Here is a 26662-nt window from a genome sequence, read left to right as displayed (position 1 = left end):
GACAGCGCTCCGGGCCTGCAGGCGCGAGCCGTAACGTCGCAGGCATGACGAACATCCCCACTGTCATCCCCACTGTCGACGAGGCCTTCGCCCGCCTGGACATGCCGATGCGGGAAGCGATGATGACCCAGCGGGCCGTTCGTCGGGTCCTACCCGACGAGGTGGACGACGCCATCGTGCGCAAGTGCATCGAACTGGCGCTGCGGGCGCCGACGGGGTCGAACGGCCAGAACTGGGAGTTCGTCGTCGTCAAGGACCGCGCCGTCAAGGAGAAGCTGGCCGCGCGCTACCGGCAGGCCTGGTCGGTGGCGCTGGCCACGCAGTATCGCCCCTGGACGATCGGGCGTGGTCTTCGGCGCGAGCTCGTCACCACCGATGACCCGATGGCCAAGCTCCTGCGGGCCGTCCAATGGCAGGTGGACCATTTCGCCGAGATCCCCGTCCTCGTCGTGCCGTGCCTGGGCGGCGGGCCCCGCGCGGGCATCGTGCCCTACGTACCAGCGCCACATGTGCTCGCCACCGGCGTCGCCGGATCGATCTACCCGAGCGTGCAGAACCTGCTGCTCGCGGCCCGCGCGATGGGCTTGGGCGCGAACCTGATCACCCTGCCCCTGTGGAGTGTCACCTCGGCGCGACGGATCCTCGGCCTGCCGGCATCGGTGACGCCGTACTGCGTGATCCCGCTGGGCTGGCCGCGCGGCCGCTACGGGCCGACGACGCGCAAACCAGTCGAAGAGGTGGTCCACCTCGACGGCTACGGAAACCGCGCCTGGCTCGACGGGTAAATCCTGGCACTACTTACTGCCACGTCAGTTAAGCTGGCCGCAACCCGCGCCGGACCTTTCTACGCGCAACCAGAAGCTGCAACGCCGACCTGCCGCCCAGCCGGCCCGGCCTGATGACGAGCACACTGGCAAATATTCGAATGTGAAGGATCCCACTGTGGCTGCCCCCAGCGAACCTTTGGTCACGCCCGTCGCGGTGATCGGAATGGCCTGTCGCCTACCTGGCGGTATCGACTCCCCCGAACAGCTGTGGCAGGCCGTGCTGGCCGGCGACGATCTGATTACCGAGATCCCCAAGGACCGCTGGGACGGCGACGAGTACTACGACGCCGAACGTGGTGTTCCCGGCCGGTCGGTATCGCGCTGGGGCGGCTTCCTCGACGACGTCGCCGGATTCGACGCCTCGTTCTTCGGCATCGGTGAACGGGAAGCCACCGCGATCGACCCCCAGCACCGACTGCTGCTGGAAACCGCGTGGGAAGCCGTCGAGCACGCCGGTATCGCGCCCACGTCGCTGGCGGGTTCGGCGACCGGTGTCTTCGTCGGGTTGTCGCACGACGACTACACGGTGCTGACCCGCGACGCGGGCGCCCTGGATCAGGCGTACAGCTTCACCGGCACTCCGTTCAGCATGGCGTCGGGGCGCATCTCCTACACGCTCGGTGTCAAGGGACCGTCACTGACCGTCGACACCGCCTGTTCCACCGGACTGCTCACCGTGCACCTGGCGTGCCGCAGCCTCGACGACGGCGAGAGCGACCTGGCGCTGGCCGGGGCCGCGATGGTGATGCTGACCCCGTCGGTGACGGCGTCAGCCTCCGCACAGGGCATGTTGTCGCCGAATGGACGCTGCCGCCCGTTCGACACCGCCGCCGACGGCTTCGTGCGCTCCGAAGGCTGCGGGGTGCTGCTCCTCAAGCGCCTGGCCGACGCCGAGCGCGACGGGGATCGCATTCTCGCCGTCATCCGCGGAACGGCGGCCAATCAGGACGGCCGCTCGGAAACGATCACCACGCCCTCGCGGGAATCTCAGGTTGCGGTGTACCGGGCCGCACTCGCGGCGGCCGGGGTCGACGCACAGTCGGTCGGCGTGGTCGAGGCCCACGGCACCGGCACCCCGGTCGGTGACCCGCTGGAGTTCACCGGCCTGGCCCAGGTGTACGGCACAACCGGGCCGTGCGCGGTGGGCTCGGTCAAGAGCAATGTCGGGCATGCCGAGTCCGCGGCCGGTGCGGTCGGGCTGATCAAGGCGATCATGTCGCTGCGCGACGCGAAAGTGCCGGCGACGCTGCACTTCACCGCCCTGCCCGACGAGCTGGCCCAGGTCGACACCAAGTTGTTCGTGCCGCAGCAGGTGCTCGACTGGCCGGTCGACGGCGGACCCCGACGGATGGGCGTTTCCTCGTTCGGCATGTCGGGGACCAACGTCCACGCAGTGCTCGAGCAGGCCGGAAGCGATGTCTTCGCGGCGACGCCGCAGCCGGCCGGGGCACAGATGTTCCCGCTGTCAGCCACGTCGGCCGACGCGCTGCGCGACACCGCCCGCCGGCTCGCCGACTGGGTGGCGGGCCATCCCGATGCCCTGCCGACAGCCGATCTGGCCTACACCCTGGCCTGCCGGCGCGGCCACCGGACCGTGCGCACGACAGTGCTGGCCGACACCACCGCCGAGCTGCTCGCCGGCCTGCGCGCGATCGCTGACGGCGACACGCAGTACCCGCCCGCGGCGGGGCACGACGATCTCGGCCCGGTGTGGGTGTTCTCCGGGCAGGGGTCGCAGTGGGCGGCGATGGGCGTCGCGCTGCTCAAGACCGAACCGGTCTTCGCCCAGACGATCGCCGAGCTCGAACCGCTGATTTCCCAGGAGTCCGGCTTCTCCATCACCGAGGCGATGACCGCACCCACCACGGTCGTCGGCATCGAGCGGGTCCAGCCGGTGATCTTCGCGATGCAGGTCGCGCTGGCGTCGACCGCGATGTCCTACGGGGTACGCCCCGGTGCGGTTATCGGTCACTCCCTCGGCGAGGTCGCGGCCGCGGTGGTCGCCGGGGTGCTCTCGCTCGAAGATGGCGTCAAGGTCATCTGCCGCCGCTCGCTGCTGTGCGCTCGGCTGGCCGGTGGCGGTGCGATGGGTTCGGTGGAACTCCCGGTGGCCCAGGTGCGCGACGAGCTGGCCGCCGCCGACATCACCGACGTGGTGGTCTCGGTGATCGCCTCGCCGCAATCCACCGTGATCGGCGGTGCACCGCAGACGGTCCGCGACCTGATCGCCGGCTGGGAACGTCGCGAAATCATGGCGCGCGAGGTGGCCGTCGACGTCGCCTCACACTCCCCGCAGGTCGATCCGATCCTGGCGGAACTCGCCGAGGTCCTGTCCGATCTCACCCCGGCCGCCCCGACCGTGCCGTTCTATTCGGCCACGCTCGACGACCCGCGCGCGACGCCCCGGTGCGACGCGCAGTACTGGGTCGACAACCTGCGCCGCCCGGTCCAGTTCGCGACGGCGGTTCAGGCCGCGCTCGACGACGGCTTCCGGGTGTTCGGTGAGCTGTCCCCGCACCCGCTGCTGATGCGGGGCGTCGAGCAGACCGCGAAGGTCGCCGACATCGCGGTGGCGGCCATCCCGGCCATGCGGCGCGAGCAGGAGCAGCCGCACGGCCTGGGTGATTTCATCGCCGACCTCTTCGGCGCGGGTGCCGCCGTGGACTTTTCGACGCTGTACCCGCAGGGCCGGCTGATCGACGCGCCGCTGCCCACGTGGACCCACGACCACCCGCTGCTGATCGGCTCCGGTGAGAGCACTTCCGCGCAGCAGGGCGCGACCACCGTGGCCGTGCACCCGCTGCTCGGCGAACACGTCCGGCTGCCGGAGGTACCGGAAAGGCATGCCTGGCAGGCCGATGTGGGCACCGGCAAGCTGCCGTGGCTGATCGATCACAAGGTCAACAATGTCGCCGCCTACCCCGGCGCCGCGTACTGCGAGATGGCGCTGGCCGCCGCCCAGACGATGTTCGGCGACCACCATGAGGTGGGTGACATCCAGTTCGAACAGCTGATGCTGCTCGACGAGTCCACCGAGGTCACCGCTGTGGCGACGGCCGTGGGGACCGGCGCCGCGGAGTTCGAGGTCGAGACCGACCAGGACGGCGAGCGGATCCGCCAGGCCGTCGCGATCCTGCGCGCCGCCGGGGACACCGCCCGCCCGGCCGGCCACGACATCGCCGGCCTGCTCGCTGCGCATCCGAACCGGATGTCCGGCGAGGAGATCCGGCAGTGGTTCGCCACCCGCAGGATCCAGTTCGGCCCGGCGTTCACCGCCCTCGTCGCCGTGCATTCGGCCGACGGCGTCGACTCGACTCTGTTCGCCGAGGTCGGTCTGTCCAGCGAACTACGTTCCCAGCAGGCCGGCTACGGCATCCATCCGGCGCTGCTCGACGCATGCTTCCAGTCGGTGGCCGCGGGGCTGCGGGCAGCCGGTCGCCCCGACGGTGGGTTGCTGCTGCCACTGAGCGTGACGCGGCTGCGCCGCTTCGGCGCCGGCCGCGACGCGAAGTACTGCCTGGCCCGGATCGTGTCGTCGGACGGCACCGCGATCGTCGCCGATCTGGACATCGTGGACGCGCACGGCGCGGTCGTCGCGCAGGTCGAAGGCCTGCGGATGGGCAGCCGAAGCTCGAAGGCCAGTGAGCGCGACCGTGTCCTGTCCGAGCGCCTGCTCACAGTCGAGTGGGAGGAACGGCCGCGCCCCGAACCGGCCCCCGACGCCACCGCAGGCACCTGGCTGCTACTCGCGACCGGCGAAGGCGACTTCGGAACACAGCTCTCGGCGGCCCTGACGAGCCGCGGCGGCGAGTGTCGAACCACTCTGACACCAGGCGTCCCGTGCGAGGGCGTCGTGGTCCTGACCGCGCCCGCCGACGCCGAGCCGACCGAGGCGTCGCTGTCCCGGGGGCGCGAGCTGGTCGAGCGACTCGTGCACGTCACGCAGGAACTGCTGAACACCGACGGTGAGCCGCCGCGGTTGTATGTCGTCACCCGCGGCGCGCTGGCCGTGAGCGCGAAAGACCCGATCAACCTCGATCAGGGCGGCGTGCGTGGCCTGCTGCGGGTCATCGGCGCCGAGCACCCGGAGCTGCGGCCGACCCAGATCGACGTCGACGGACTCACCGCGGCGGACGTGGTGGCCGACCAGCTGCTCAGCGGCTCAACCGAGGACGAGACGGCATGGCGCAACGGATCCTGGTTCGCTGCGCGGCTGCAGCAGAGCCCGCTCAAGCCCGGTGAGCGCCGCACCGCCGTGGTCGACACCACCCGCGACGGCATGCGCCTGGACATTCGCACCCCGGGTGACCTGGACAGCCTCGAGTTCGTGACTGCCGACCGCCCGGCGCCCGGACCCGGGCAGATCGAGGTGGCGGTCAGCGCGTCGAGTATCAACTTCGCCGACGTACTGCTCGCGTTCGGCCGATACTTCACCGCGGACGGCGAACGGCCAGGCCTGGGCGTCGATTTCGCGGGAACGGTGACCGCGGTCGGACCTGGGGTGACCGACCACAAAGTGGGCGACCGCGTCGGTGCCATCGCCGACGCCGTCGCCTGGGGCACGTTCGTCACCTGCGACGCGCGCCTGGCCGCGACACTGCCTGACGGAATGACCACCGAGGTCGCAGCGGCGATCTCGACGGCCTACGCCACCGCATGGTGCGGCCTGCACGATATGGCCCGTATCCAGGCCGGTGACCGGGTGCTGATTCATTCCGCGACCGGCGGCGTCGGGCAGGCGGCGATCGCGATCGCCCGGCACGCCGGCGCGGAGATCTTCGCCACGGCAGGCAACCCGGCCAAACGCGAACTTCTGTACACGATGGGTATCGAGCACGTATACGATTCGCGGACAACTGATTTCGCCGAAGAGATCCGCCGTGACACCAACGGCTACGGCGTCGACGTGGTACTCAACTCGCTGACCGGCGCGGCGCAACGGGCCGGGCTGGAACTGCTCGCGTTCGGCGGTCGCTTCGTGGAGATCGGCAAGCGCGATGTGTACGAGCACACCCGTGTCGATCTATATCCCTTCCGCCGCAACCTGGTCTTCTACTACGCAGACCTGCTGCTGATGAGCAATGCCGCACCCCGCCAGATCGGCGATCTGCTGCGCACGGTGTACGGCCTGGTCGGCGACGGCACCCTGCCCGCACCTGAGTACTCCGCGCGGCCACTTGCCCAGGCGGGCAACGCGATTCGTGAGATGAGCGCCGCCCAGCACACCGGCAAGCTGGTGCTGAGCATCCCGGCGGGCAGCCAGAGCGGGGTGGCTGTGCCACCGACTCGCGCCAAGGTGTTCCGCAAAGACGGCTCGTACATCGTCACCGGCGGTGTCGGCGGCCTCGGATTGTTCCTGTCGGCGGCGATGGCCTCGGCCGGTTGCGGACGGATCATCTTGACCTCACGATCACAGCCGAACCCTCAGGCGCAGAAGACGATCGACCAACTCAAGGCCAAAGGTGCCGACATCGTCGTCGAGTGCGGCAACATCGCCGACCCCGCCACCGCGGCCCGGCTGGTGACTGCGGCCACGGCCACCGGGCTACCGCTGCACGGTGTGCTGCATGCGGCCGCGGTCGTCGACGACGCGACGGTCGCGAACATCACCGACGAGTTGATCGACCGCGACTGGTCACCCAAGGTGTACGGCGCCTGGTATCTGCACCAGGCGGCCGCCGGGCAGCCACTGGACTGGTTCTGCAGCTTCTCCTCGGCGGCAGCGCTCCTGGGTTCACCCGGCCAGGGCGCGTACGCGGCAGCCAACAGCTGGCTGGACGCGTTCACCGCCTGGCGTCGCAGCCAGGGCCTGCCTGCGACCGCAATCGCCTGGGGCGCATGGGATCAGATCGGCAAGGGCGCGGGACTTGCGCAGCGCGGTGACACCACGATGATCAGTCCGGCTGACGGTGCCCACGCGTTCCGCGCGTTGCTGCGTTACGACCGGGGCTTCACCGGCTACCTGCCGTTGGCGGGGGCGCCGTGGCTCGCCTCCCTGGCCGCCCGCAGCCCCTTCGCCGAAGCGTTCGCCACCGCCGACGCCGGCACCGACTCTCACGGCGCCGCCGTACTCGCGGAGCTTCGCACCCTCTCGCCCGAGGAATGGCCGAACCGCTTGCGCCGGTTGGTCAGCGACCAGGTCAGCCTGATCCTGCGTCGCCCGGTCGACCCCGACCGGCCGTTCGCCGAGCACGGGCTGGACTCGCTCGGCAACCTGGAACTGCGCACCCACATCGAGACCCAGACGGGTGTGCGCGTCACGCCCAAGACCATCGTCACCTATAACACGGTGCGCACCCTGGCCGGGCATCTGATGGAGGCGCTGACACCGGTGGCGGTGGGGTAGGAGACACCGAGCGCCCAGACCAAGTCGTGGTCTAGGACCGTCTTGGTCGTGGAGCTAGCTGAAATCGTCAGAGGCTTCAGGGAACTGGTGCTGCCCTCCCTGGCGGGCGCGTCGGCGCTCGCCGGCGATCAGCATGGGGATCGCGAGCGCGAGGCTGACGACGACCGGAACAACCGACGCCTCCAGTCCGAAGTCACCACCGGTGAGGACATCGGGTCCGTGCACGGTGGTGAGGAACAGGCCGGCAATGTGGTGACCTGAGATGGGGATGCCCAGTAGTCCTTCGATCACGTTCCAGGCGAAGTGGATTCCGATGACGAACCACAGATTGCCGCGCCACATGAACGCAGCGCCCAGGAGGATGCCGGCCTCGATGGCAACGGCGACAGAACTCCACGGTGTTGCCCCGGAGTTCAGCAGATGGACTCCGCCGAAGAGCAGGGCGGTGACAACGAGGGCGATCCAGCGTCCGATCCGCGGACCGCCCAGCTGCTCGACGGCCTGGAAGATCACGCCGCGAAACGTGAGTTCCTCGACGATGGCAGCGCCGGCGCTGACCGCCAACGCAAACACGACGGTGGCGAGAGCGTCGCGCGGCGCCCAGACGACCCGATACACACCGGCGGCGGCGACGACGAGGACCGCAGCGCCGATGAAGGCCGAGCCGACGGCGAGACCCAACAGCATCTCGCGGGCGAACCTGCGCGGGGCGAGCTCGGGGGTCGGGCGCACGGCCACATACCTCATCGTGAGCTGGTAGAACACCAGTCCGACTGCTGCGCCGAGCAGTGCGGTCACGATGGCACCGGTCGCGCCCATCTCCGCCCCGACGCGCGCCAGGATCACGTTGGGCAGGAACACCGAGACCGTGCCGATGACCATCCAGATCAGCGGAAAGGACAACACCCGACGCAGGACGATCTCCTTAAAAGTGTCAATCTCGTCGACAAGCGATGGCCCGGTACGGCGCCCACGTCACTTTAACGTCCGCTCGGGCTCCGACGCCGAGTCCGGCGTTCCGCAGGTCACCAGGCAACCTCGATGCCCATCACCGGGACCCTTTCGGTAATCCGCGCCATAATTGCCTGACGCCGAAGCAGCCGCCGCCGCCGAGTCAGAAGGCCCATCACCATGGATAAGAAGACCCGCAAGCCCCTGAAGCCGCATTTCGACGATGTGCAGGCCCACTACGACCTGTCCGATGACTTCTTCCGGCTCTTCCTCGATCCATCACAGACCTACAGCTGTGCGTACTTCGAACGTGACGACATGACGTTGGAGGAAGCGCAGCTCGCGAAGGTCGACCTGGCACTGGGCAAGCTGGGGCTGCAACCGGGTATGACGCTGCTCGACGTCGGCTGCGGCTGGGGCTCGACCATGCTGCGTGCCGTCGAACGCTACGACGTCGACGTGATCGGCCTGACCCTCAGCAAAAACCAGCACGCCTCCGTCGAGCAGGTGTTCGCCTCCTCCGACTCCCCTCGTTCGAAGGAAGTGCTGCTCAAGGGCTGGGAGGAGTTCGAGCAGCCGGTCGACCGCATCGTGTCGATCGGCGCGTTCGAACACTTCGGCAAAGACCGTTGGGACGACTTCTTCGCCATGGCCTACCGGGTGCTGCCCGATGACGGCGTGATGTTGCTGCACACCATCACCGCCCTCACACTGCCGCAGATGACCGAGCGAGGCATGCCACTGACCTTCTCCGTGGCCCGGTTCGTCAAATTCATCCTGACCGAGATCTTCCCGGGCGGTTACCTGCCGACGATCGAAATGGTGGGCGAGCACGCCACCCAGGCGGGATTCAACCTCACCCGCACCCAGTCACTGCAGAAGCACTACGCCAGAACCCTGGACACCTGGGCGGCAGCGCTGGAAGCACACAAGGACGACGCCATCGCGATCCAGTCCGAAGAGGTCTACGACCGCTACATGCACTACCTCACCGGCTGTGCGCACGGCTTCAAGGTCGGCTACATCGACGTCAATCAGTTCACCTTGGCGAAGTGAGTCTGGATTCAGACCAGACGGGTTGATTGAATTCATCGAATCGGCTGGGAACTACGCTTCGAAGCAGACGAAGACCCCGGCTTCGCGGCCCTGACGGCCGGTGCGGCACACCATTTCGTGGTGGGCCCGATGTCGCTGACCGACATCGTGGTGGACGACATCGTGGTGGACGACATCGTGGTGGACGAGCGCTTGCGTGGCACCCGACGCATCATCGACGCGGAGCTGCGGCACTTGTCTGGCTGATCAAGCCGGCCGCGGTACGACCTCTTCCGGCGATTCGCCGGACCCACCGGCATCTCCGATGACGAACCGGTAGGTGTGTTCCAACCGCTGACTCATCCGGTGCGGAGTGGTTGTGTCCAGGCGTGATCTGACCTCGGCGCCTGCTCCGATGTCCGTCTGGTAGCAGGCGGCGACAACCGCTGACCACAGTCGGACCGCGCCCTGTACGCACGGATCTGCCGCCTCGACACCAAGATGAGCAGCCAGTGCCGCAGGCATCCGTTGCCGGCGCATCGCAGAGATCTGGCGCTGAAGGTGCGGGCTCTTGGTGACCACCACGGTTGCCGCCGTCAGGTGCGGAACCGATACCACGCCGCACCCATCGGCGATGTCGCCGAGCACCTTCGTCGTTGCCATGAAAAGGACTTCCTGCGGATTTGGGTGAGGCTTCATTTCGTCGCATACGGCCGACACGATGGTCTCGAAAATCGACACAATGACCGCGTCCTTATGCGCAAACACGCCGTGAAATGTCCTTTTGCTCACTCCGACAGCGGCGGCGATCTCAGCGACGCTGACCATGGGGTAACCGCGGCGGGAGGCCAAGTCGAGGGTCGCGCTGGCGATCGCCTGACGTAGCTGAGGATCGGGATTGGGCGCATGATGATCGATACGGCAAGGCGAGGTTTCGCAGTCCGACTCGCCGAATCTCACGGCAAGAGATTTATCGAGGCCGACATTAACGCTGGTCACCGCGCCAAAACTGTTCTGAGCGTGAAGAATCTTGGCATCCCCCTTAGGCCGCCGTATCAGTGCAGCGCTACCAAGGTCCCGGGCAACACGTCAACCGTACAGACATGCGCGCGTTGCCGCGCGATGTTCTGCCCCCTTGAATTCGACTCGGCGTGGGCCGCAGTTCCGGCCGCGGTCAGAGGAAATCGAAGTACGTGGTGCCGAGGCCGCCGGGCGTGCTGTAGTCGAGATAGATCGGCCCTTGCTGGAACGGGATGTTGCCGGTGTTCGGCCGCGATGCCTCGGCGGTCGAGTCGTCATAGATCGTGGGGCTGTTTGAAGCGGTGATCGTGTAGGTGTACAGCAGGGTGAGACCGTCGGCGGTGTAGACGCTGACCCTCGTACCGGGTTTGAGGCCTGTCCCGTCGGCAGCGCTGCCGGCGACGGAGGCCGGGAAATTGCCATTGACACCACCAGAATCGATATTGCCCCGCACCAGAGTGCTCGGCCCGTCATTGATCTTGACCTGGAAATTGCCGATCGAAGCACCCGCGACCGAGGCCCGGGAAGGCAGTGGGTTGGGCCCGAAGACAACTAGTCCGAACGGGCCAAGGATGTTCTGGTACACCATGATTCCGTCTTTGAGCTCCCCCGGCAACAGAGCATTCGGCGTCGTTCCACCCCCGGGGTTCGCTCCGATGCCCAACACACCGACGAAGCCGGCCGAGGCGTGACCGTAGTTGTCGTACACCGCTTCCGAACCCGGGTCAACGACCATGACACTGACAGGAGCAGTCACGGCGCCGCCCCCGAAATCGATTGTCGTGTTGTAGGTGTGGTAGTAGTACCGCACCGAAATGGTGTCGTCGCCATAACCGCTCGAACCTGATCCGGTAGCGGGGCCGAGGTTCTCTTGGCCGACGTACTTGCCCAAAATGGAGAGTCCGGAGGATCCGGAGTCGAGCAAGACAGGCACCATCGGGCCACCGTTGACGGAGAGATAGACGATCTGCTGGGTGGTCTCGACCGTGCGCATCAGTCGGACGGCGTACACCTGACCGTTCTGCTTGGCCTGGCCGATGAGGGCAGACGCCTCCGCTGCGGCAGCGGGCGCACCGAAAAGCCCGACCAGCGGTGTGGTGAGAGCGGCCACGTCAAGCGCGACTCCCGCGACCGACGGCAGCAGCAGAGTCCCAATGAGGGAGAGTTCGGCCAGTTCATGCGCGATCGGAATGTTGACGGTGTTGGCCACCGCAGTCTGCGCACCCTCGATACTGTTCTGCCAGGTCGTCAAGGACAACGCTGATTGAGCCAGAATAGCCTGGGGCACAAGCGAAACCAGCCCGGCGATGACGTTGCCAGTACCCCAGGTCTGCGCCTGCAGGACTTGTTGCGCATCGGCTATCTGCTGCAAAGCCAACTTCACTGCCGCGCCGGGGACGATGACCTGGTTGTCCGGAAGGTAGGACGTGTCGCCGTAACCGTCAGTGGCTGCTGCTGCGTCGGAGGTGGTCGTTGCCCCGGCTGTCGGCTTCGGCTTGGCCAGGACGGCGTGACTGGCACGACTCAGAGGTGCTGCGGTTGTCTTTGCAGACGAGGGCACGGACGACGACGAAGGTGCCGCGGCAACCACCGCCTTGGCCGGACCGGCAGACACCGCGGCCGTCGACGACGACACCGTGCGTGCTGGTCCGCGCGAATGGGTAGCGGATACAGCCGGTTTGGTGCTCGACGTCGAGTTACCGGCGCCCGAACCGCCCGACTGTCCGCTATCGGCTGCGGCGACCGCACTGCCCGACGCCAGTGCCGCGCCGATACCCAGCGTGACCGCGCCCGCTCCCAGCCACCCGTATGAGTGATGCACCCGGGATGGTTTGCGATGCCGTCCGCCGGCCGTCGTCTTCGACTTCTGTGCCATCAGTTTCCCCCAGCCCTGTGAAAGGTCAGAACGTCATTACGAAGTGCCGCCGTTATTTCCGGGCGAACCGCGGTGGCCGCCGTAACCACCGGAACCGCCGACGCCACCATTGCCCGGATTCGTGGTCCCACGCGGCGCGATGGCGGAGCCTCCGGTGCCGCCGTTGCCCCCGGTACCGCCCAACAGGCCGCCGATGGTGCCGGAGCCACCTGCCCCGCCCCTAGCGGTACCGGTGCCGTCGACCGTTGCGCTGCCGCCGGTGCCACCTCGGCCGCCGGTGCCGAGAATCAACCCACCGGGCCCACCGGGAGCGGCGGTGCCACCCGTCGCACTCTGATACTGAGAGTGGGCGTCGCCGCCGTTGCCGCCCCGTCCCCCGGTGCCGAGGATGGGGATGTCACCGCCGAAGCTGTTGCCGCCGCTGCCCCCGTTACCGCCCTGGGCGTAGTTGTAGACAGAGTCGGCCTTGCCTCCGCTACCACCGACGCCACCGGTGCCGACGGTCACTGCCCCGCCGGTGTTTCCGAGACCGCCGAGCGCGCTGCCGTAATTGGTCGAGACTGCCGCCCCGCCGTTCCCGCCAGCTCCGCCGGTGCCCAGACTCGTGCCGCCGCCCAAGCCTCCCGTGCCGCCGTAGGCGTAATAGTTGTTGCCGTAGCCGGTCGCGGTTTCGGCACGCCCACCTGCCCCGCCGGCGCCGCCATTGCCGATGGTGGTCGTCCCGCCGTTCCCGCCGACCCCTCCGGTGCCGACCGATTGGGTCGAAATACCCTCGCCGCCAACACCTCCGGAACCTGCGCTGCCAACCAAAGTGGCCCCGCCCGCCCCGCCTGCCCCGCCGGTGCCGCGCAGGATCACGGATTTGCCCTGTCCGCCGGCGCCACCGGTGCCACCGGTGCCGAGCGTGGCCTGTCCACCCGCCCCACCGACACCGCCGACGGCATTTACCGATGCAGCGGAGGCTGCGCCTCCGTCGCCGCCGCTGCCGGCATCACCACTGAGCCAGCCGCCGTTGCCACCGTCGCCGCCATTGCCACCGACTGCCGTCGTGTTGTTTGCGTAGATGTTGTCGTTGCCGCCGCCGACTCCGCCGGAGCCACCATTGCCCAGCAGAAGACCGCCGTTGCCGCCGTTGCCGCCGTTGGTGGCGATCGACGCCAACAATCCGGTCGTTGCGTTGTAGACGGCCGCCTCGCCCGCGCCGCCCTCACCGCCGTTGCCCAAAAACAGCCCGCCATTACCACCGTTGCCGCCCGCTTTGGCCTCCGTGGCCAGCGAGCCGTTGGGGAAGTAGGTGGCCTGAACGCCGTCGCCGCCGTCGCCGCCGTTGCCGAAGAACAGGACCACCGTTGCCGCCCGCTTTGGCCTCCGTGGCCAGCGAGCCGTTGGGGAAGTAGGTGGCCTGAACGCCGTCGCCGCCGTCGCCGCCGTTGCCGAAGAACAGGCCGGCGTTGCCGCCGTTGCCGCCGTTGGCGCCATTTCCGCCGTTACCGCCGAGCAGTCCGCCGTTGCCGCCGTTGCACGCATTTCCGGTGCAGTTCGAAGCTGCGTCCAGGCCGTCGCCGCCGTTGGCGCCATTTCCGCCGTTACCGCCGAGCAGTCCGCCGTTGCCGCCGTTGCACGCATTTCCGGTGCAGTTCGAAGCTGCGTCCAGGCCGTCGCCGATCAGCCACCCGCCCGGTCCGACGACCGGCGAAGCGGCCTGCACCGCGGCGATGCGATCCGCGGAGGACGCGGCAGCCTGATCGGTCGAGCCGTGACCGCTGAGCAACCAGAAGTCGGTGTCTGTCGAGCTGGTGTCCGGACTCAGCGGGATCAGCGAGGTCTCGGTCGACGCCAGCTGAATACCGGAGACCGTCACGGTTGGCGCCGTGAGCGACCCACTGAGCACAGCGACCAGAGCACCCGCCGAGGCGAATCCCGCCAATGCCACGGTGGCAACGAGGGGCGTCGACCGCCCCGGGATATCGCGATCGACAAACCGGCGCGCGGCCACGGCGTCCCCCAACTCCAGAAATCGTCAGCCAAATCTTGAATACATAGCGGCGAAAGAGCACCGTAAAACCCGGCGGACACATGCGTCAAGCATGTGCACAGTGAAATTTCAGGCGCTGCGCCGGCACCATCGCGCTCAGCGGTCCTGCTGCAACTGGATCAGGGTCAGTTGCAGGGTCATCACGAGTCGAGCCAGCGGATCCTCGATATCGAGGGCAACTTCTTCGCGCAATTTGGCGATCCGATATCTGACCGTGTTGACGTGAACGTTGAGGCGAGCGGCGGCGGCACGAGGGTCGGTGGTGAGCAGGTATTCGCGCAACGTCTTGACGTATTCGGTGCCGTTTTCCTGGTCAAGAGCCACCAGTATGGGGACCGGGCCGTTGCACACGATTTCAGTGGCCAGCGGACTGGTCGCCAGCCGCAGCAGCGCAGCGGTCGGCCAGACGTCGTCGAATTTCGCCACCCGCCGCCGTGCGTGTCCGTACCGGGCGACCGAGAGGGCTCGTTGCGCCTGAAGTCTCGCCTGCGGCAACTGCCCGCTTCCGACCGCAGGGGCGCTCAACCCGATGTAGATCCCCGGCACTTCGGAGAACAGGCCGACCACCCTGTCGATCACCGCGGCATCGGCGCTGGGCGTCGAGACCACCACGTAGAGAAGGTCATTCAGGTCGCCGACGATCAGCTGGACGTCTCCGGTGAGCCGGGCGCGATCCAGTAGGTGTACTACCCGCGACTTGGCATGTGTTCTCCGATCGGGAGTCAGATCGAACGCCGCGGCGATCACCCAGTTGATGCCGTCGGGCAGCAATTGCGACTGTCCGGCGTAGTCGGACCCGTCGCCGCTGTGCAACAGGCGCGCCAGGTGTTCGACCTCGATACGCTGTACCCGGCCGAGGACACCGCCGAGTTGTACCAGGTGGGTCGCCGCGCGGTCGGCGCAACGTAGGAATCCGGCGTACACATCGGGGCCAGGGGGCGCCGCATCCGGGGGCAGTGCGGCCCATAACAGGCCCAAGATCTCCTGGTCGCTGCGAATCGGTACCACCAGCCTGGCGGTCGCATCCGGTGAGATCTGCTGCAGCACAGTCGGTTCTCGCGACGACAGAATGCCCGCAGAGTGCCGTCGCGCCGCAATCGATCGACCACCTCGGCTGGAGTTCGCCGGTGCAGCAGCGTCTGTATCCGAACATGGTCAGTGTCGGACTGGTCAGCAGAGTAAGCCAGGATGCGGTGCAGAGAATCCTCGACCGTCACCGGACCGCCGGCAATCGACGCCGCAGCGTCGGCTATCCCGAACAGATCCAGCGACCCTGGTGGCGCCCCCGAGGTCTTGACCGCTCCCCCGGCACTGATCCGCTCGACGCGGCGCATGACTTCGTTCCAGCTCGTCTGCTCCGCGACCCGCAGAACCGCTGCCCCGGCACTCAAGGCGAAGTCGTGCACCGTCGGCGACAGCGCACCTCGAACAATGAGCGCGCTGAAGGCGTTCTGCGACAACGTAGTGTGGGCCAAGCGTTGAACCAGATCGGGCGCGGCGCCCACCAACAGCACGATCGCGTCGGCAGGGATTCCCGGCCCGTCAGAGGCGAAGTCCGCTTCGTCGAAAACCACCAGCCGCCCAACCGGGCTGGCCACGCCTTGCGGCGCCTCCAACACCTCGGCATCCAGGACCTCGACGAGGTCGGCCAGCGTCGCTACGGCCGACACAGCCGGCTCACGCGGCCGTCATGCCGCCGTCGACCACCACTGCGCTGCCTGTCATGAAGCTGGACAGGTCGCTGGCCAGAAATGCTGCGACGTTGGCGATCTCGGCGGGACGCCCTTCGCGTCCCAGCGGCTGCCATTGAGGCAACGACGCCCGCACGGTCTCCAGGCCACCGAGGCGTTCGGCGTGAGCCAGGTTGATCGGGGTATCGACCCATCCCGGACAGATGCAGTTACAGCGAACCCCGGCGTCGGCGAAATCGAGTGCCACGCTCTTGGTCAACATGAGCAGTGCTCCCTTGCTGACGCAGTAAGACGACAGCATCCTCTCCGCGACAAGGCTGTTCACCGAACCCATGTTGATGATGCTGCCGCCACCGGCGGCCAGCATGTGCGGAATCGCCAACTGACATGCCACGAATGCGGCACGGACGTTGACCGCGAAGCTCCGGTCGAAGTCCTGTAGCGAGGTTTCGACCACCGTGCCCGGCAGCGATACCGCAGCGTTGTTGACCAGTGTGGTGAGGCGCCCGAACCGCGCGATGGTGGCGTCGACGAGTGCTCGCATCTCGGTCTCACTGCTGACGTCAGCGCGAAACGGCAACACCCGGTCGACGTCATCTGTCAGTTCCGCCGTGGCTTGTACACCGGCTTCGTCGATATCTGCCGCCACGACCTGCGCACCGGCGCGGACAAAGGCCAGCGTGATCGCCCGACCGATGCCACTGGCGGCGCCGGTCACGACGGCGGTCCGACCGTGCAGACTCAACGGAATCGACGGTGCTGCCACCGCATTGGTTTCGATCACGTCAGTCATCTTGACCTTCCTCGGACGAATTGTCACCTGTGAAAATCACCGCGCCGGCAGCCTCGAACTCAGCGCGGTGCGAGCGCCACAGCGTGAAGGCGATCGCGATCCCCAGCGCCAGCCAACCGGCCACGAAGTAGAGCACGATGTTGTTGGGATAGGCCGGGATCGGCCACAGCGAGTAGTAGAGACCGAGCAGCAGCACCGCAGTCGCAACGGCCGGAATAATCGCATGCCGCAACAGATTCCACTCCTGCCGATACCGCTTCCAGTACAGCACCGGCACCGACAGGTTGCCCAGGATGTACACCACGATCACCCCCAGGGTGATGATCAGGCCGATGAACGCTGCGCCGGGGACGGGCCCCAACCAGGCACCGACCGCCACCGCCAACACCGCGTTGAACGCGGCGGTCGACAAGATTGCCGTCCACGGTGTCTTCCACTTGGGGTGGGTCCGCCCGAACGGCTTCGGGAAGAGCCCGGCACGGCCGAGGGAGAACATCACCCGCGACCCGGCGTTCACGCCGGCGAGCGAGATCGCCAGCGCGCTGTTGAGCAGTGCGAACGCCAGCAGGATCCACAACCACGGAGCCACCGCGTTGGCCAAGGTGAAGAAGGGACTGGGCTCATCGGCGATGCCGGTCGCCTGGTCGACGCCCCAGCCGACCACCAGCGCATAGTCGACGAAGACCCACACTGCGCCGACGAGCAGAATCGACAACATCACCACCCGCGGGATCACCTTGCGCGGCTCGACAGTCTCTTCGGCCAGCGGTGCCGCGGATTCAAAGCCGGTGAACAGCAAGACACTGAACGCAAACGCCAGGAAGAGCGCCTGCTGGGAGTCCACGTGCGGAAAGGTGAACGGTTCGGCCGTCACCTCGCCGGTATGGAAGAGGACGGCGACCGCATAGGCCACGATGACGACCGTTTCGAAGACGCCTAGCAGCACCGTCGCGCGAGCGGACAACTTGGCACCGAACAACGTCAGCGCCGTGACGATCGCCAACAAGACCAGCGTCAGAAGCCACCACGGAATGTTGATTCCGAGTTGCTGGTCGATCACGGGCTGCAGGATGCCGCCCGTGGCCAGCAGAATGAATGCCGGTTGCGGAGGGTCATAGAGGAAGTAGGACCACGATGTGACGAACCCGGCCCGGCCACCCAGACTGTTGCTGACATACGCGTAATAGCCACCGGCCGAGGGCAACTTACGGGCCAGCGACACCACACACAGACCGGTCAGCAAGACGGCGGCCATCGCCGCGAGCAGCAGTAAGGGGGACGACCCACCAACCAAGCCGGCGATCACCGGCGCCAAGATGACGATGCCCGCGGCCGGTCCAAGATGGCTCACTGCCTGAAAGAGCGCTTCCCGAGCGGTGATAACACCCGCAGCCAGCCCGTTATCGCTCGAAAGCCTCTGTGCTGCAGCAGTGTTCACCCTCTCTTGGGGCGCAGGTTTCTCTACGGTCATTCTGCTCCTCGCATCGTCCGGTAGCCTGGCCACAGCTCCCGGAGGCGCAGCGCAAGGCGTTACCCACTGGACTATTCCGCGATCGAGATCCCGTATCCATGTCCTGGCGCCACAACGTCAGGCGCCGGCCTTGGACCGTCAGCACAACGTCGAGAACACCGGCGGAGCCGGGTATCCCCTCCGATCCTCCTCGGCTCGCGCGTTAACCCGTTGCCCAGGAGGACGGTTCAGCCCAGCGGGTCAGTCGGTGACCGCGGTGTACTGGGCCGGGATTGCCGTCACCACATCACGGATCTCGGCGATGTAGCGCTGCTGGTCCGGCGCGTGCGTGTGATATTCGATGAGCAGCTGCCCGTCGTAGGTGCAGATGGAGTACATGTCGACCACGGCCGCGGACGCGAACAGCACCTCGGTGCTGAACTCCTCCACCTCCAGCCCCGGGGGGGTGCGCACGGCCGGCAGCTCCCCGCCCTGGGTCATCATGATGACATCAGGCAGCCCCGGTGGGTTACCCGCGTACTGAATCTGGAAGTGCAGCAGCGATTGTTGGATCACACCGTCGGCCAGATCCGATCGGAACGATTCGACGATGTCGGTGGCCAGGCTCAAAACATCGGTACCAGAGTCGATCTCGGCAAGATAGATGGCCATGCCCAGCGGGTTGGTGGCTTCCGTCGCGCCGACCGGCGGTGTCAAGAAATACCGCAGATCGACCGGATAGACATACGGGATCGGGATATGGGGGGTGCCCCGCAACCGCCACTCCGCCACCAGGATCGCGGCCGCCAGTAACGCGTTGAGGCTGACCCGGTGAGCGGAACACAGGTCGAGCAGGTCCCTGGTCTCCTGCCGCGACAGCCGGCACTCGGCCGCCGGGACGCGCACCGGCAGGGGCTCCCCGCCGTCCTGGTTCCGGCGCGACGGCGGCAGTTCGTAGGCGAACATCGCCGGGAACATGCGCTCGAGCCCGGACCGCTTACCCATCTCCACGCCGCGCTGCTCGAGCACGGCTTCCAGCGGCAGCGGTGTGGGATCGGCCTTGACCGGACCGATCTCGCCACCGGCGACCAGGTCGGTGTACCACCCGAACAGCTGCTCGAGCAGCGCGAACTGGTGATGGGCGTCGGCCATCGCGTGATGGGTGTACAGCGTCACCTCAGAGCGTTCGTCGCCGAGTTTCACCCGCAGGTTCACCAGCGCCACGGACTGGTCGGGCATCCGCTCGGCCGCGGCCGGGTCCTCCTTCTCCAGCCAGATACCCGGGTGCAGGTAGTCGTCGACGACGATCTGATGCCTGCCATCGGCGGCGGGCTCGAGTTGGCCGGCAAGCACCGGATGCGCCTGCAGCAGCGTGTCGAATGCCTCCGATAGCGCACTCACGTCGATCCGGCCGCCAAGGCGCAGCGTGATCCCGATGAAGTTACGACCCTGCGCGAAGATCTCCTCGGTGCGGGACAGATAGCGAATCGGTAATGCGCCAAACACTTCTGAGTACTCCTCTTTATCGGCTGGTGCTGGCCCGGCGGTAGCCCACCATGATCGGCCACAGGCATACCGCGAAGATTCCCGCGGACCACGCCAGGGTGCCGAGCATCGGGGTCAGCACCGGGCCGCCGACCGACAGGCCCCGCATCGCATCGACGGCGGTGGACATCGGCTGATAGCGGACGAGCGGCTGCACCCAGTCCGGGTACTTGTCCACCGGTACCAGCCCGGTGCAGAAGAAGGTGCCCACCATGCCCACGATCTGGATCGCCTCCACCAGAACCGCTTTGGGCCAGTACAGGGCGATCATGGTGACCACGGCCGAAAACGCCACCCCGAAGACCACCGGCGCGGCCACCCACGCCAGCGCGGCCGTGGGACCCTGGTGGAAGCGGAACCCGAGGATCAACCCGGTGACCAGGATGACCAGTGTCGTCGCGACGAGACGGATGATCTCGGCGAACAGCCGCGCCGACAGGCCGGCAGCGCGGTGCACGGGCAGTACCCACATGCGGGCCAGGAAACCGTCGAGGCGTTCGGTGGTGATCCCGACCATGCCGGCACTTGAGCCCGATATCGCGGCCAACAACGCCACCAGTGGCACGCTGCGATACAGGGCGTCTTCGCCGGTGGCCGCCGTGATCGAGTCGCCGAGGACGACGTCGAGGGTGAGCAGGAATCCCACCGGGAGGATCAGCGCATGCACGATCGTGACGGGGTTGCGAACCAACCGCACCAGCAGCCGCGCGGTCAGCACCCAGGTGTGCGACACCAGATGACGCGGCGAATCTTCCCAGTACGCCCCGTCGTTATGGGCTCGTAACGGCGCCGAGAACGTCTTGACCACGGCCATCAACCCCTCCGCCGGTAGACGACGACGGCCCACGGCACGGTCAGGACGATGATGGCCACCGCCCAGGCCAGCGCCGGGCCGACCACCGACCAGGTGGCCGGGACCGCCCACTGCCCGCTGTCCCCGGCCAGCGCCTGCAATGCGTAGACGAGTTGCGATACCGGCTGATCCCGGACCACCGGTTGAATCCACTCGGGAAAGCGGTGCAGCGGTTGCAGTCCCACCGACAGGTAACCGAAGATCAGCTGCGGTAACAGCAACCACTGCGTGGTCGCCGCGGGATTGCGCGAATTGGTGCCGATCACGTCACCCAAGAACGTCAGCGCCAGGCCGGTCAGCAACACCAGCAGACAGAACGCCGTGATGGCCAGCGGGCCGCGGTGAAACCGGAACCCGATGACGTATCCACAGGCCAACGCAACGGCCAACCCGATCACACAGCGGTACAGGCTGGCCGTGATCCGCGCCGCCACCGGCGTCACCGAGGCGATGGGCAGCGCCTGCAGCCGACGATTGAGGCCCTGCACCGCGTCGGTGGCGGCTCGGAACGCGGTGGAGACCGACGCGAAAGCGATGGCCTGTAAGGCGATCAAGGGCATCAGGTACTGCGCATAGCTGCTCATCGGCAGATCTGGGCCGGACATCAGCCGGTTCAGCGGGATGTAGAAACTCGCAGTGACCGCCGCCGACGCCGCGATGCCGACCGCGACCTCACCGTTACGCAGCGTGGGCACGACCATCCGCGCGGTCAGCACCCACCACTGCTGGACGGTGGATGGCCTGGGTCGGTTGGCGGTCAGGACGGTCACGACGACACCTGACGGGCCAAGACCTCGGTGTCGCCTTCGACGGCCGGGTCCGCAGTCAGTGCGAGGAACACGTCGTCGAGCGACGGGCGGCGTAACACGATGTCCGCCAACTCGATTCGGGCCGAGTTCAACTGCCACAACGCTGCGCTCAGGGTGTTTGGTCCGTCGGGCGCGGGCATCGTGATGCGGTCGGAATCCGGGGTGAGCGCGGCCCGGCTTGCCGCGGGCAGCAGCGAGCCGAGCGCATCGGCCATGGCCGCCAAGTCAGCCAGGTCACGCGGCACCATCTCGCAATAGGTGCCCCCGGTCCGCTCCTTGAGCTGGTCGGCCGTTCCCTGCGCGACGACGGTGCCGTGGTCGATCACGACGATCCGGTCACTGAGCGCGTCGGCCTCCTCCAGATACTGAGTGGTCAGGAGGGTCGCGATACCGGCGTCCTTGAAGGTGGTGACCAGTTCCCAGACGGCTTGGCGGCTACGGGGATCCAGCCCGGTGGTCGGCTCGTCGAGAAAGACCACCTCGGGGCGCACCACCAGTCCGCAGGCGATGTCGACGCGCCGGCGCATGCCGCCCGAATAGGTGCCGACGCGGCGACCGGCAGCCTGTTCCAGATCGAACTCGCGCAGCAGATCCCGGGCCCGGGCCCGGGCGGCGGATTTCTTCAGGCCCTGCAATCGGCCGAACATCACCAGGTTCTCGTAGCCGCTCAACATGTCGTCGAGCGCCACATGCTGGCCGGTGAGCATGATCGACTGGCGCACCATCGCCGGGTCACCGGCCACATCGTGGCCGGCCACCGTGGCACGTCCACGATCCGGCTTCGTCAACGTCGAGAGGATCTCCACCGTGGTGGTCTTGCCCGCTCCGTTGGGGCCCAGCAGGGCCACGACCTCACCGCGACCGACGTCAAAGGAGATGTCCCGCAAGGCGTCGACCGAACCGAACGACTTGCCGATGCCGTCAACCACGACGCCTTTACTAGAGCCACCGTTGGAACCCCCGTTGGAGCCCCCGCCGGAACCCTTGCCGGACTTCGACATCGCTGCCCTCACCTACTCGTCGTCATCGAAGACTGCCGCCGACAGGTCCACCAGGGCCAGCGCCTCGTCCTCAGAGTCGTCCTCGTCCTCATCGCCGGTGATCGCCTCGTCGATCAGCCCGATCAGCGTGGCCGGAAACTGCTGCGCGAGCGCTTCGACGGTGCCGCCGGACACCCGGCGGCCGTCATACCACCAGTCCACGTGTAGCACGCCACCGTGCCGGTACGCGCGCAATTCGAGCGGATGGCCCAGCCCGGGCAGCGTGCTGCGGACCGCCAGTTCGGTATCGCTGTCGAACTGCACCGGGGCGTCGCTCCCCTGCCACTCCGGAATCATGCCGAGATAGGTGAAGAAGACGTCAGACGGCGCACCGGCCGCCAGCACTGCCGCGGTCGGCGCGTGCAGATACCGCAACAGTCCGTGCCCGATTCCGTGGTGGGGCACGGCCTTCACCGTCCGGCTGACCTCCTCGAGCAGTTGAGCGGCGCTGGCACCGGAGTTGTTCACACACGGCAACGCGATCGGATAGATGGTCGAGAACCACCCGATCGTCCTGCGCAGGTCCACTTCCGGGCGCAGCACCGACCGTCCGGCACCCGCGAGGTCGATGGCGGCGACACCGTCGCCGACGGTGATCGCCAGGGCCCGGGCCAGTGCGGTCAGCAGGATCTCGTCGGTCGTCGACTGCAGCAGCCGCCGCGCGTTGTCGAGCTGCGAAGTCTGCTCCGGGGTCAGCACCATCGCCACCCTGGTCAGATCCGTCGCACCGGGCGACCCGGCGATCGCCGGGTCGGCCACCCGCAGAGTCACCTTCGCGGCGTTGTCGATCCAGAAGTCACGCCGGTCGAGCACCGCCGGGTGTCCGGCCAGCGCCGAGCACCGTTGCGACCACTCCCGCCAGCTGGTGGTCGCCGGTTCCAGGACGACCTCGGCGTCGGCGAGCCGTTGAGTGAACGCGGTCAGCAGGTCGGTCACCAACACCTCGCGTGCCGTGGTGTCGGCCACCATCTCGTGCACCGTCAGCACCAGGAAGCGGGGACTGCCGTCGGCGTCGGTGACATAGGTGGCGGTCAGCGGCGAACTGCTGAGATCCTGCGCCTCAACGGTTTCGGTAAGGACGGCGGCGAGCGCTGTCCGCTCGCCGGGCGTACCGGGCTGCGCATCGGCGGGCAGGGCCCGCTCGGTCAGCCCGGCGAAGTCCCCGGGCTCGCCGATCTGCTGCTCCCACGTCCCGGCCCGCATGACGACCCGTACCCGCAACGCGTCGTGGTGGTTGACCACGGCGGTCAGGACGGTGCGGACGTCGTCGGCGCTGACACTGGAGGCGAGCCGGAACACCAGCGGCACGCGCCACCGGCCCGGCTCGGCCAGTCCGCTGTCGAGGAACCGGTACATGTTGGGCGGGATCGGGGAACTGCGGTCGGTGTCGACCTGGCTGGTGAGCCCACCGGAGGCATAGCGGGCGACGAGCGTATCCGCCAGTGCGGCAAGGCTGCTGTGGTCGTAGAGGTCCTGCGGAGTCAGATCGAGCCCCTGGTGCGACGCCGTCATCGCGACACCGATCGCCACCAGCGAGTCGCCACCGAGAGCGAAGAAGTTGTCCGACGGCTGGACCGATTCGACGCCGAGGCACTGCGACCAGATGCCCTGCAGGGTCGCCTGCATCTGCGACCGGGGATCGGTTGCCGCGGCCACGGCAGCCGGCTTCGGTTGCGCCGCCGGGCCGTTCTGGGCGACGGTCTCTGTCGACCGGACGAACGTGTTCGCGGGGTCGACCCAATGCCGCTGCCGCGCAAAGGCGTAACCGGGCAGCGTCACCAACCGGGCGGCATCGCCGTGCAGGGCGGCCCAGTCCACGTCGATGCCGGCCGACCACAGCTGCCCCAGTCCCAGCAGGACAGCGTCCCGATCGTCGCGGCTCTGCAGAGGATGGCGCATCGGACGGATGGCGCGGTGGGTGTCCGACCATTCGGGCAGGCGCACCGCCGATCCGGTCAGGCTGCCGCCGGGCCCGACCTCCACGAGCACCCGGTGCGGTTCACCGAGCAGCACCTGGAGTTCGTCGGCGAAGCGCACGGTGGACCGGATGTGCCGGGCCCAGCGCTGCGGGTCAGTGGCCTCTTCGTCGGTCATCCAGGTGCCGGTGACGTTGGACAGCATCGGGATTCGCGGCGGATGCAGCGTCACCGTCGCGAGGAACTCGGCGAACGGCGCGAGCACGGCGTCCATGGCCCGCGAGTGACCGGCATGCTTGGACCGCACGCGTCGGGCCAGGATGCCCTGGGCGGCAACACGATCGGAGAAAGCGAGGATGGCTTCCTCGGTACCGGCCACCACGCAGCTGCCGGGATCGTTGACCGCGGCGAGGTCGACGTCGTCGGTGAGATACTCCGCGAGGTCTTCGGGGCCGGCCGCCACGGCGACCATGGCCCCGCCCGGCGCGCCGTGCATCAGGGTGGCCCGCAGCGACACCACCTTGATCGCGGTCGGCAGGTCGAACACGCCGGCCACCGTGGCGGCCGCGAGTTCACCGACGCTGTGGCCGGCCAGCGCCGCGGGAACGACACCGTAGGACAGGAGCAGTTGTGCCAGTGCATATTCGACCGCGAACAGGGCCGGATGAGCCACGGTGAACTGCTCCAGGCTCGAGCCGTCGAACACCGCTGACTTGAGGTCGATACCGAGTTCGGCGGCGAAGCCGGCCGCACACTCGTCGAAGGTCTCGCGGAATACCGGCTCGGTCTCATAGAGGCCGCTGGCCATGCCGGGGTGCTGGGCGCCCTGGCCGGGGAACAGGAACGCCACCCGGTCGGTGGCGGACGCGCTGCCCGCTGGGCATTGTGCGACGGAGACGTTGTCATGCTCGGCGGCGGTGAGGACGGCGGCGGCGTCGGCATGGTCGGCCACCACGGCCGCCATCCGGAACTCCTCGCTGCGTCGGCCCGCGAGGGTGAACGCCACGTCGGGCATCCGCAGGTGCTCGTCGCGGGTCAGTTCGGCGGCCAACGCAGCTCGGGCATCCTGCAGCGACTCGGCCGAGCGGGCCGACAACAACAGCACCTGCGGACCGGTGGCCGCGGGGACGTCCGAAGCGGACGGCGCCTCTTCGAGGACGACGTGCACGTTGGTGCCACCCACCCCGAACGAGCTCACCCCGGCCCGGCGCGGTCCCTCGGATACCCAAGGCGCGTAATGGTTCTGCACCACGAACGGCGTCTGATCCAGATGCAGTTCGGGGTTCGGGGTGGTGTAGTGCAGCGTCGGGGGGATCGCCTTGTTCTTCAGGCACAGGATCGTCTTGACCAGCCCGGTGATACCCGAGGCCACCTCAAGATGGCCGATGTTGGACTTGACCGAACCCAGCACGCAGGGAGCCGACCGGTCTTCGGTCGACACCTCGAACGCCTGCCGCAGGGCCTCGACCTCGATCGGGTCGCCGATCGGGGTGCCGGTGCCGTGGGTCTCGACGAATCCGATCGTGGAGGCGTCGACGTCGGCGACGGCATGCGCCTCGGCGACCACCTCGGCCTGTCCGGCGATCGCCGGTGCCGCATAGGTCATCTTGACCGAGCCGTCGTTGTTGATCGCCGAACCACGGATGACGGCGTGGATCCGGTCTCCGTCGTCCAGAGCGGCCTGCAGCGGCTTGAGGACCACCGCGGCGACGCCGCTGCCGAAGATGGTGCCATCGGAGCCGGCGTCGAACGGCCGGCAGTGGCCCAGCGGCGACACGATCGCCCCCGGCTCGTAGCTGTAGCCGACGTGATGGGGCACCCGGACGGAGGCCGCACCGGCCAGCACCATGTCGCATTCCCCCGACAGCAGGCTCTGGCAGGCCAGGTGCACCGCAACCAGCGACGACGAACACGCGGTCTGCACCGAGAAGCTCGGCCCACGCAGATCGAACTGGTGCGAGACCCGCGTCGCCAGGAAGTCCTTGTCGTTCTGCATCGACAGGTTGACCATCTCGACGGACAGGCCCTCGCCGACCATCACCCTCGGATCGCGGTGTGACATCAGGTTGTACAGCAAATAGCCACTGGCAGAACTTGTTCCGAAGACACCGATGACACCGTCGTAGCCGACGGGGTCGTACCCGGAGTCCTCGAACGCATGCCACGCGGTCTGCAGGAACAGCCGCTGCTGCGGGTCCGTCATGCGGGCGGCGTACGGCGTCATGCCGAAGAATTCCGCGTCGAACTCCTCGATACCGTCGAGGGTGGCCGCACGGCGGACATAACCGGGATCGGCCAGCGTCTTGGCGCTGACACCCGCGGCAGTCAATGCCTCCTCCGACAGGGTGGTGATGGATTCCTCACCGCGGCGCAGGTTGTCCCAGAACTCCGTCACCGAGTCGGCGCCGGGAAAGCGCCCGGCCATCCCGATGACCGCAATGGCGTTCTCCGGTACCTCGTTGTCGGTGTCCATCG

At 67.5% G+C, this 26662-nt stretch carries 17 protein-coding genes and 1 pseudogene; 4 read left to right on the top strand and 14 right to left on the bottom strand.

Going from position 1 to position 26662, the window contains the following annotated elements; genetic code table 11:
- Nucleotides 1-44 precede the first annotated feature (44 nt).
- Nucleotides 45-785 carry a nitroreductase family protein gene (locus H7J73_RS29760; protein WP_264071413.1) on the top strand — a complete coding sequence of 247 codons (741 nt, stop codon included), beginning with the start codon at nucleotides 45-47 and terminating at the stop codon, nucleotides 783-785.
- Nucleotides 786-942: 157 nt separating this feature from the next.
- The gene (pks2, locus tag H7J73_RS29755) at nucleotides 943-7173 is read left to right on the top strand and encodes a sulfolipid-1 biosynthesis phthioceranic/hydroxyphthioceranic acid synthase (RefSeq protein WP_264071412.1); all 6231 of its coding nucleotides are present in this window, start codon (nucleotides 943-945) and stop codon (nucleotides 7171-7173) included.
- A 54-nt stretch (nucleotides 7174-7227) separates the two neighbouring features.
- Here the strand turns inward: pks2 and H7J73_RS29750 are convergent, their stop codons facing one another.
- Entirely contained in the window at nucleotides 7228-8079 is an 852-nt protein-coding gene (locus H7J73_RS29750; protein ID WP_264071411.1) for a CPBP family intramembrane glutamic endopeptidase, read from the bottom strand.
- A 225-nt stretch (nucleotides 8080-8304) separates the two neighbouring features.
- Between H7J73_RS29750 and H7J73_RS29745 the strand changes: the two genes are divergently transcribed.
- Nucleotides 8305-9180: a cyclopropane mycolic acid synthase family methyltransferase gene (locus H7J73_RS29745; protein ID WP_264071410.1), complete on the top strand. Its 876-nt coding sequence runs from the start codon at nucleotides 8305-8307 to the stop codon at nucleotides 9178-9180.
- Between the two features lie 246 nt (nucleotides 9181-9426).
- Here the strand turns inward: H7J73_RS29745 and H7J73_RS29740 are convergent, their stop codons facing one another.
- The 6 genes and pseudogenes from H7J73_RS29740 to H7J73_RS29715 all read right to left on the bottom strand — a co-directional run bounded on the left by H7J73_RS29740 (nucleotide 9427) and on the right by H7J73_RS29715 (nucleotide 15137).
- Nucleotides 9427-9822, bottom strand: coding sequence for a hypothetical protein (locus H7J73_RS29740; RefSeq protein WP_264071697.1), 396 nt, complete (start codon nucleotides 9820-9822; stop codon nucleotides 9427-9429).
- Nucleotides 9823-9912: 90 nt separating this feature from the next.
- Nucleotides 9913-10119 (bottom strand): annotated as a pseudogene (locus tag H7J73_RS29735) (TetR/AcrR family transcriptional regulator); the annotation flags it as partial.
- A gap of 214 nt (nucleotides 10120-10333) precedes the next feature.
- Nucleotides 10334-12055: a PecA family PE domain-processing aspartic protease gene (locus H7J73_RS29730; RefSeq protein ID WP_264071409.1), complete on the bottom strand. Its 1722-nt coding sequence runs from the start codon at nucleotides 12053-12055 to the stop codon at nucleotides 10334-10336.
- A 36-nt stretch (nucleotides 12056-12091) separates the two neighbouring features.
- Nucleotides 12092-13402: a hypothetical protein gene (locus tag H7J73_RS29725; protein WP_264071408.1), complete on the bottom strand. Its 1311-nt coding sequence runs from the start codon at nucleotides 13400-13402 to the stop codon at nucleotides 12092-12094.
- Complete coding sequence (locus H7J73_RS29720) at nucleotides 13293-14063, bottom strand: hypothetical protein (protein WP_264071407.1); 771 nt, start codon at nucleotides 14061-14063, stop codon at nucleotides 13293-13295. The genes H7J73_RS29725 and H7J73_RS29720 overlap by 110 nt, the downstream gene beginning before the upstream one ends.
- Before the next feature lie 123 nt (nucleotides 14064-14186).
- A complete protein-coding gene (locus H7J73_RS29715; RefSeq protein WP_264071406.1) occupies nucleotides 14187-15137 on the bottom strand; it encodes a PucR family transcriptional regulator in 951 nt (316 codons plus the stop codon).
- 141 nt (nucleotides 15138-15278) lie between these two features.
- On the opposite strand from H7J73_RS29715, the gene H7J73_RS29710 reads away from it, so the two are divergent.
- On the top strand, nucleotides 15279-15572 hold the full coding sequence (locus H7J73_RS29710) for a hypothetical protein (protein WP_264071405.1): 294 nt from the start codon (nucleotides 15279-15281) through the stop codon (nucleotides 15570-15572).
- A 195-nt stretch (nucleotides 15573-15767) separates the two neighbouring features.
- Here the strand turns inward: H7J73_RS29710 and H7J73_RS29705 are convergent, their stop codons facing one another.
- The 7 genes from H7J73_RS29705 to H7J73_RS29675 all read right to left on the bottom strand — a co-directional run bounded on the left by H7J73_RS29705 (nucleotide 15768) and on the right by H7J73_RS29675 (nucleotide 26660).
- Nucleotides 15768-16574, bottom strand: a complete 807-nt coding sequence (locus tag H7J73_RS29705) for an SDR family NAD(P)-dependent oxidoreductase (RefSeq protein WP_264071404.1) — start codon at nucleotides 16572-16574, stop codon at nucleotides 15768-15770.
- Entirely contained in the window at nucleotides 16567-18045 is a 1479-nt protein-coding gene (locus tag H7J73_RS29700; protein WP_264071403.1) for an APC family permease, read from the bottom strand. Before H7J73_RS29700 ends, H7J73_RS29705 begins: the two co-directional genes overlap by 8 nt.
- A 240-nt stretch (nucleotides 18046-18285) precedes the next feature.
- Nucleotides 18286-19530 carry a phthiocerol/phthiodiolone dimycocerosyl transferase family protein gene (locus tag H7J73_RS29695; RefSeq protein ID WP_264071402.1) on the bottom strand — a complete coding sequence of 415 codons (1245 nt, stop codon included), beginning with the start codon at nucleotides 19528-19530 and terminating at the stop codon, nucleotides 18286-18288.
- A gap of 16 nt (nucleotides 19531-19546) precedes the next feature.
- Complete coding sequence (locus tag H7J73_RS29690; RefSeq protein ID WP_264071401.1) at nucleotides 19547-20383, bottom strand: ABC transporter permease; 837 nt, start codon at nucleotides 20381-20383, stop codon at nucleotides 19547-19549.
- Nucleotides 20383-21192, bottom strand: a complete 810-nt coding sequence (locus tag H7J73_RS29685; RefSeq protein WP_264071400.1) for an ABC transporter permease — start codon at nucleotides 21190-21192, stop codon at nucleotides 20383-20385. Before H7J73_RS29685 ends, H7J73_RS29690 begins: the two co-directional genes overlap by 1 nt.
- Nucleotides 21189-22232, bottom strand: coding sequence for an efflux ABC transporter ATPase subunit, DrrA-related (locus H7J73_RS29680; protein ID WP_264071399.1), 1044 nt, complete (start codon nucleotides 22230-22232; stop codon nucleotides 21189-21191). Before H7J73_RS29680 ends, H7J73_RS29685 begins: the two co-directional genes overlap by 4 nt.
- Nucleotides 22233-22244: 12 nt before the next feature.
- Nucleotides 22245-26660 (bottom strand): beta-ketoacyl synthase N-terminal-like domain-containing protein, encoded by a 4416-nt coding sequence (locus H7J73_RS29675; RefSeq protein ID WP_264071674.1) that lies wholly within the window; start codon nucleotides 26658-26660, stop codon nucleotides 22245-22247.
- Between the last annotated feature and the right edge of the window lie 2 nt (nucleotides 26661-26662).

This window comes from Mycolicibacterium komossense (genome assembly GCF_025822605.1).
GTDB classification, from domain to species: Bacteria; Actinomycetota; Actinomycetes; order Mycobacteriales; family Mycobacteriaceae; genus Mycobacterium; species Mycobacterium komossense.
The sequence above is the reverse complement of the archived record's forward strand: the minus strand, read 5'-3'. Positions and strand labels throughout refer to the sequence as shown.

Excerpts from the sequence above, each read along its gene's own strand:
- H7J73_RS29760 (WP_264071413.1), top strand. The coding sequence starts at position 45 with ATGACGAACATCCCCACTGTCATCCCCACTGTCGACGAGGCCTTCGCC.
- H7J73_RS29745 (WP_264071410.1), top strand. The coding sequence starts at position 8,305 with ATGGATAAGAAGACCCGCAAGCCCCTGAAGCCGCATTTCGACGATGTG.
- H7J73_RS29740 (WP_264071697.1), bottom strand. The coding sequence starts at position 9,822 with ATGGCAACGACGAAGGTGCTCGGCGACATCGCCGATGGGTGCGGCGTG.
- H7J73_RS29730 (WP_264071409.1), bottom strand. The coding sequence starts at position 12,055 with ATGGCACAGAAGTCGAAGACGACGGCCGGCGGACGGCATCGCAAACCA.
- H7J73_RS29710 (WP_264071405.1), top strand. The coding sequence starts at position 15,279 with ATGCGGTGCAGAGAATCCTCGACCGTCACCGGACCGCCGGCAATCGAC.
- H7J73_RS29705 (WP_264071404.1), bottom strand. The coding sequence starts at position 16,574 with ATGACTGACGTGATCGAAACCAATGCGGTGGCAGCACCGTCGATTCCG.
- H7J73_RS29700 (WP_264071403.1), bottom strand. The coding sequence starts at position 18,045 with ATGACCGTAGAGAAACCTGCGCCCCAAGAGAGGGTGAACACTGCTGCA.
- H7J73_RS29690 (WP_264071401.1), bottom strand. The coding sequence starts at position 20,383 with ATGGCCGTGGTCAAGACGTTCTCGGCGCCGTTACGAGCCCATAACGAC.
- H7J73_RS29680 (WP_264071399.1), bottom strand. The coding sequence starts at position 22,232 with ATGTCGAAGTCCGGCAAGGGTTCCGGCGGGGGCTCCAACGGGGGTTCC.
- H7J73_RS29675 (WP_264071674.1), bottom strand. The coding sequence starts at position 26,660 with ATGGACACCGACAACGAGGTACCGGAGAACGCCATTGCGGTCATCGGG.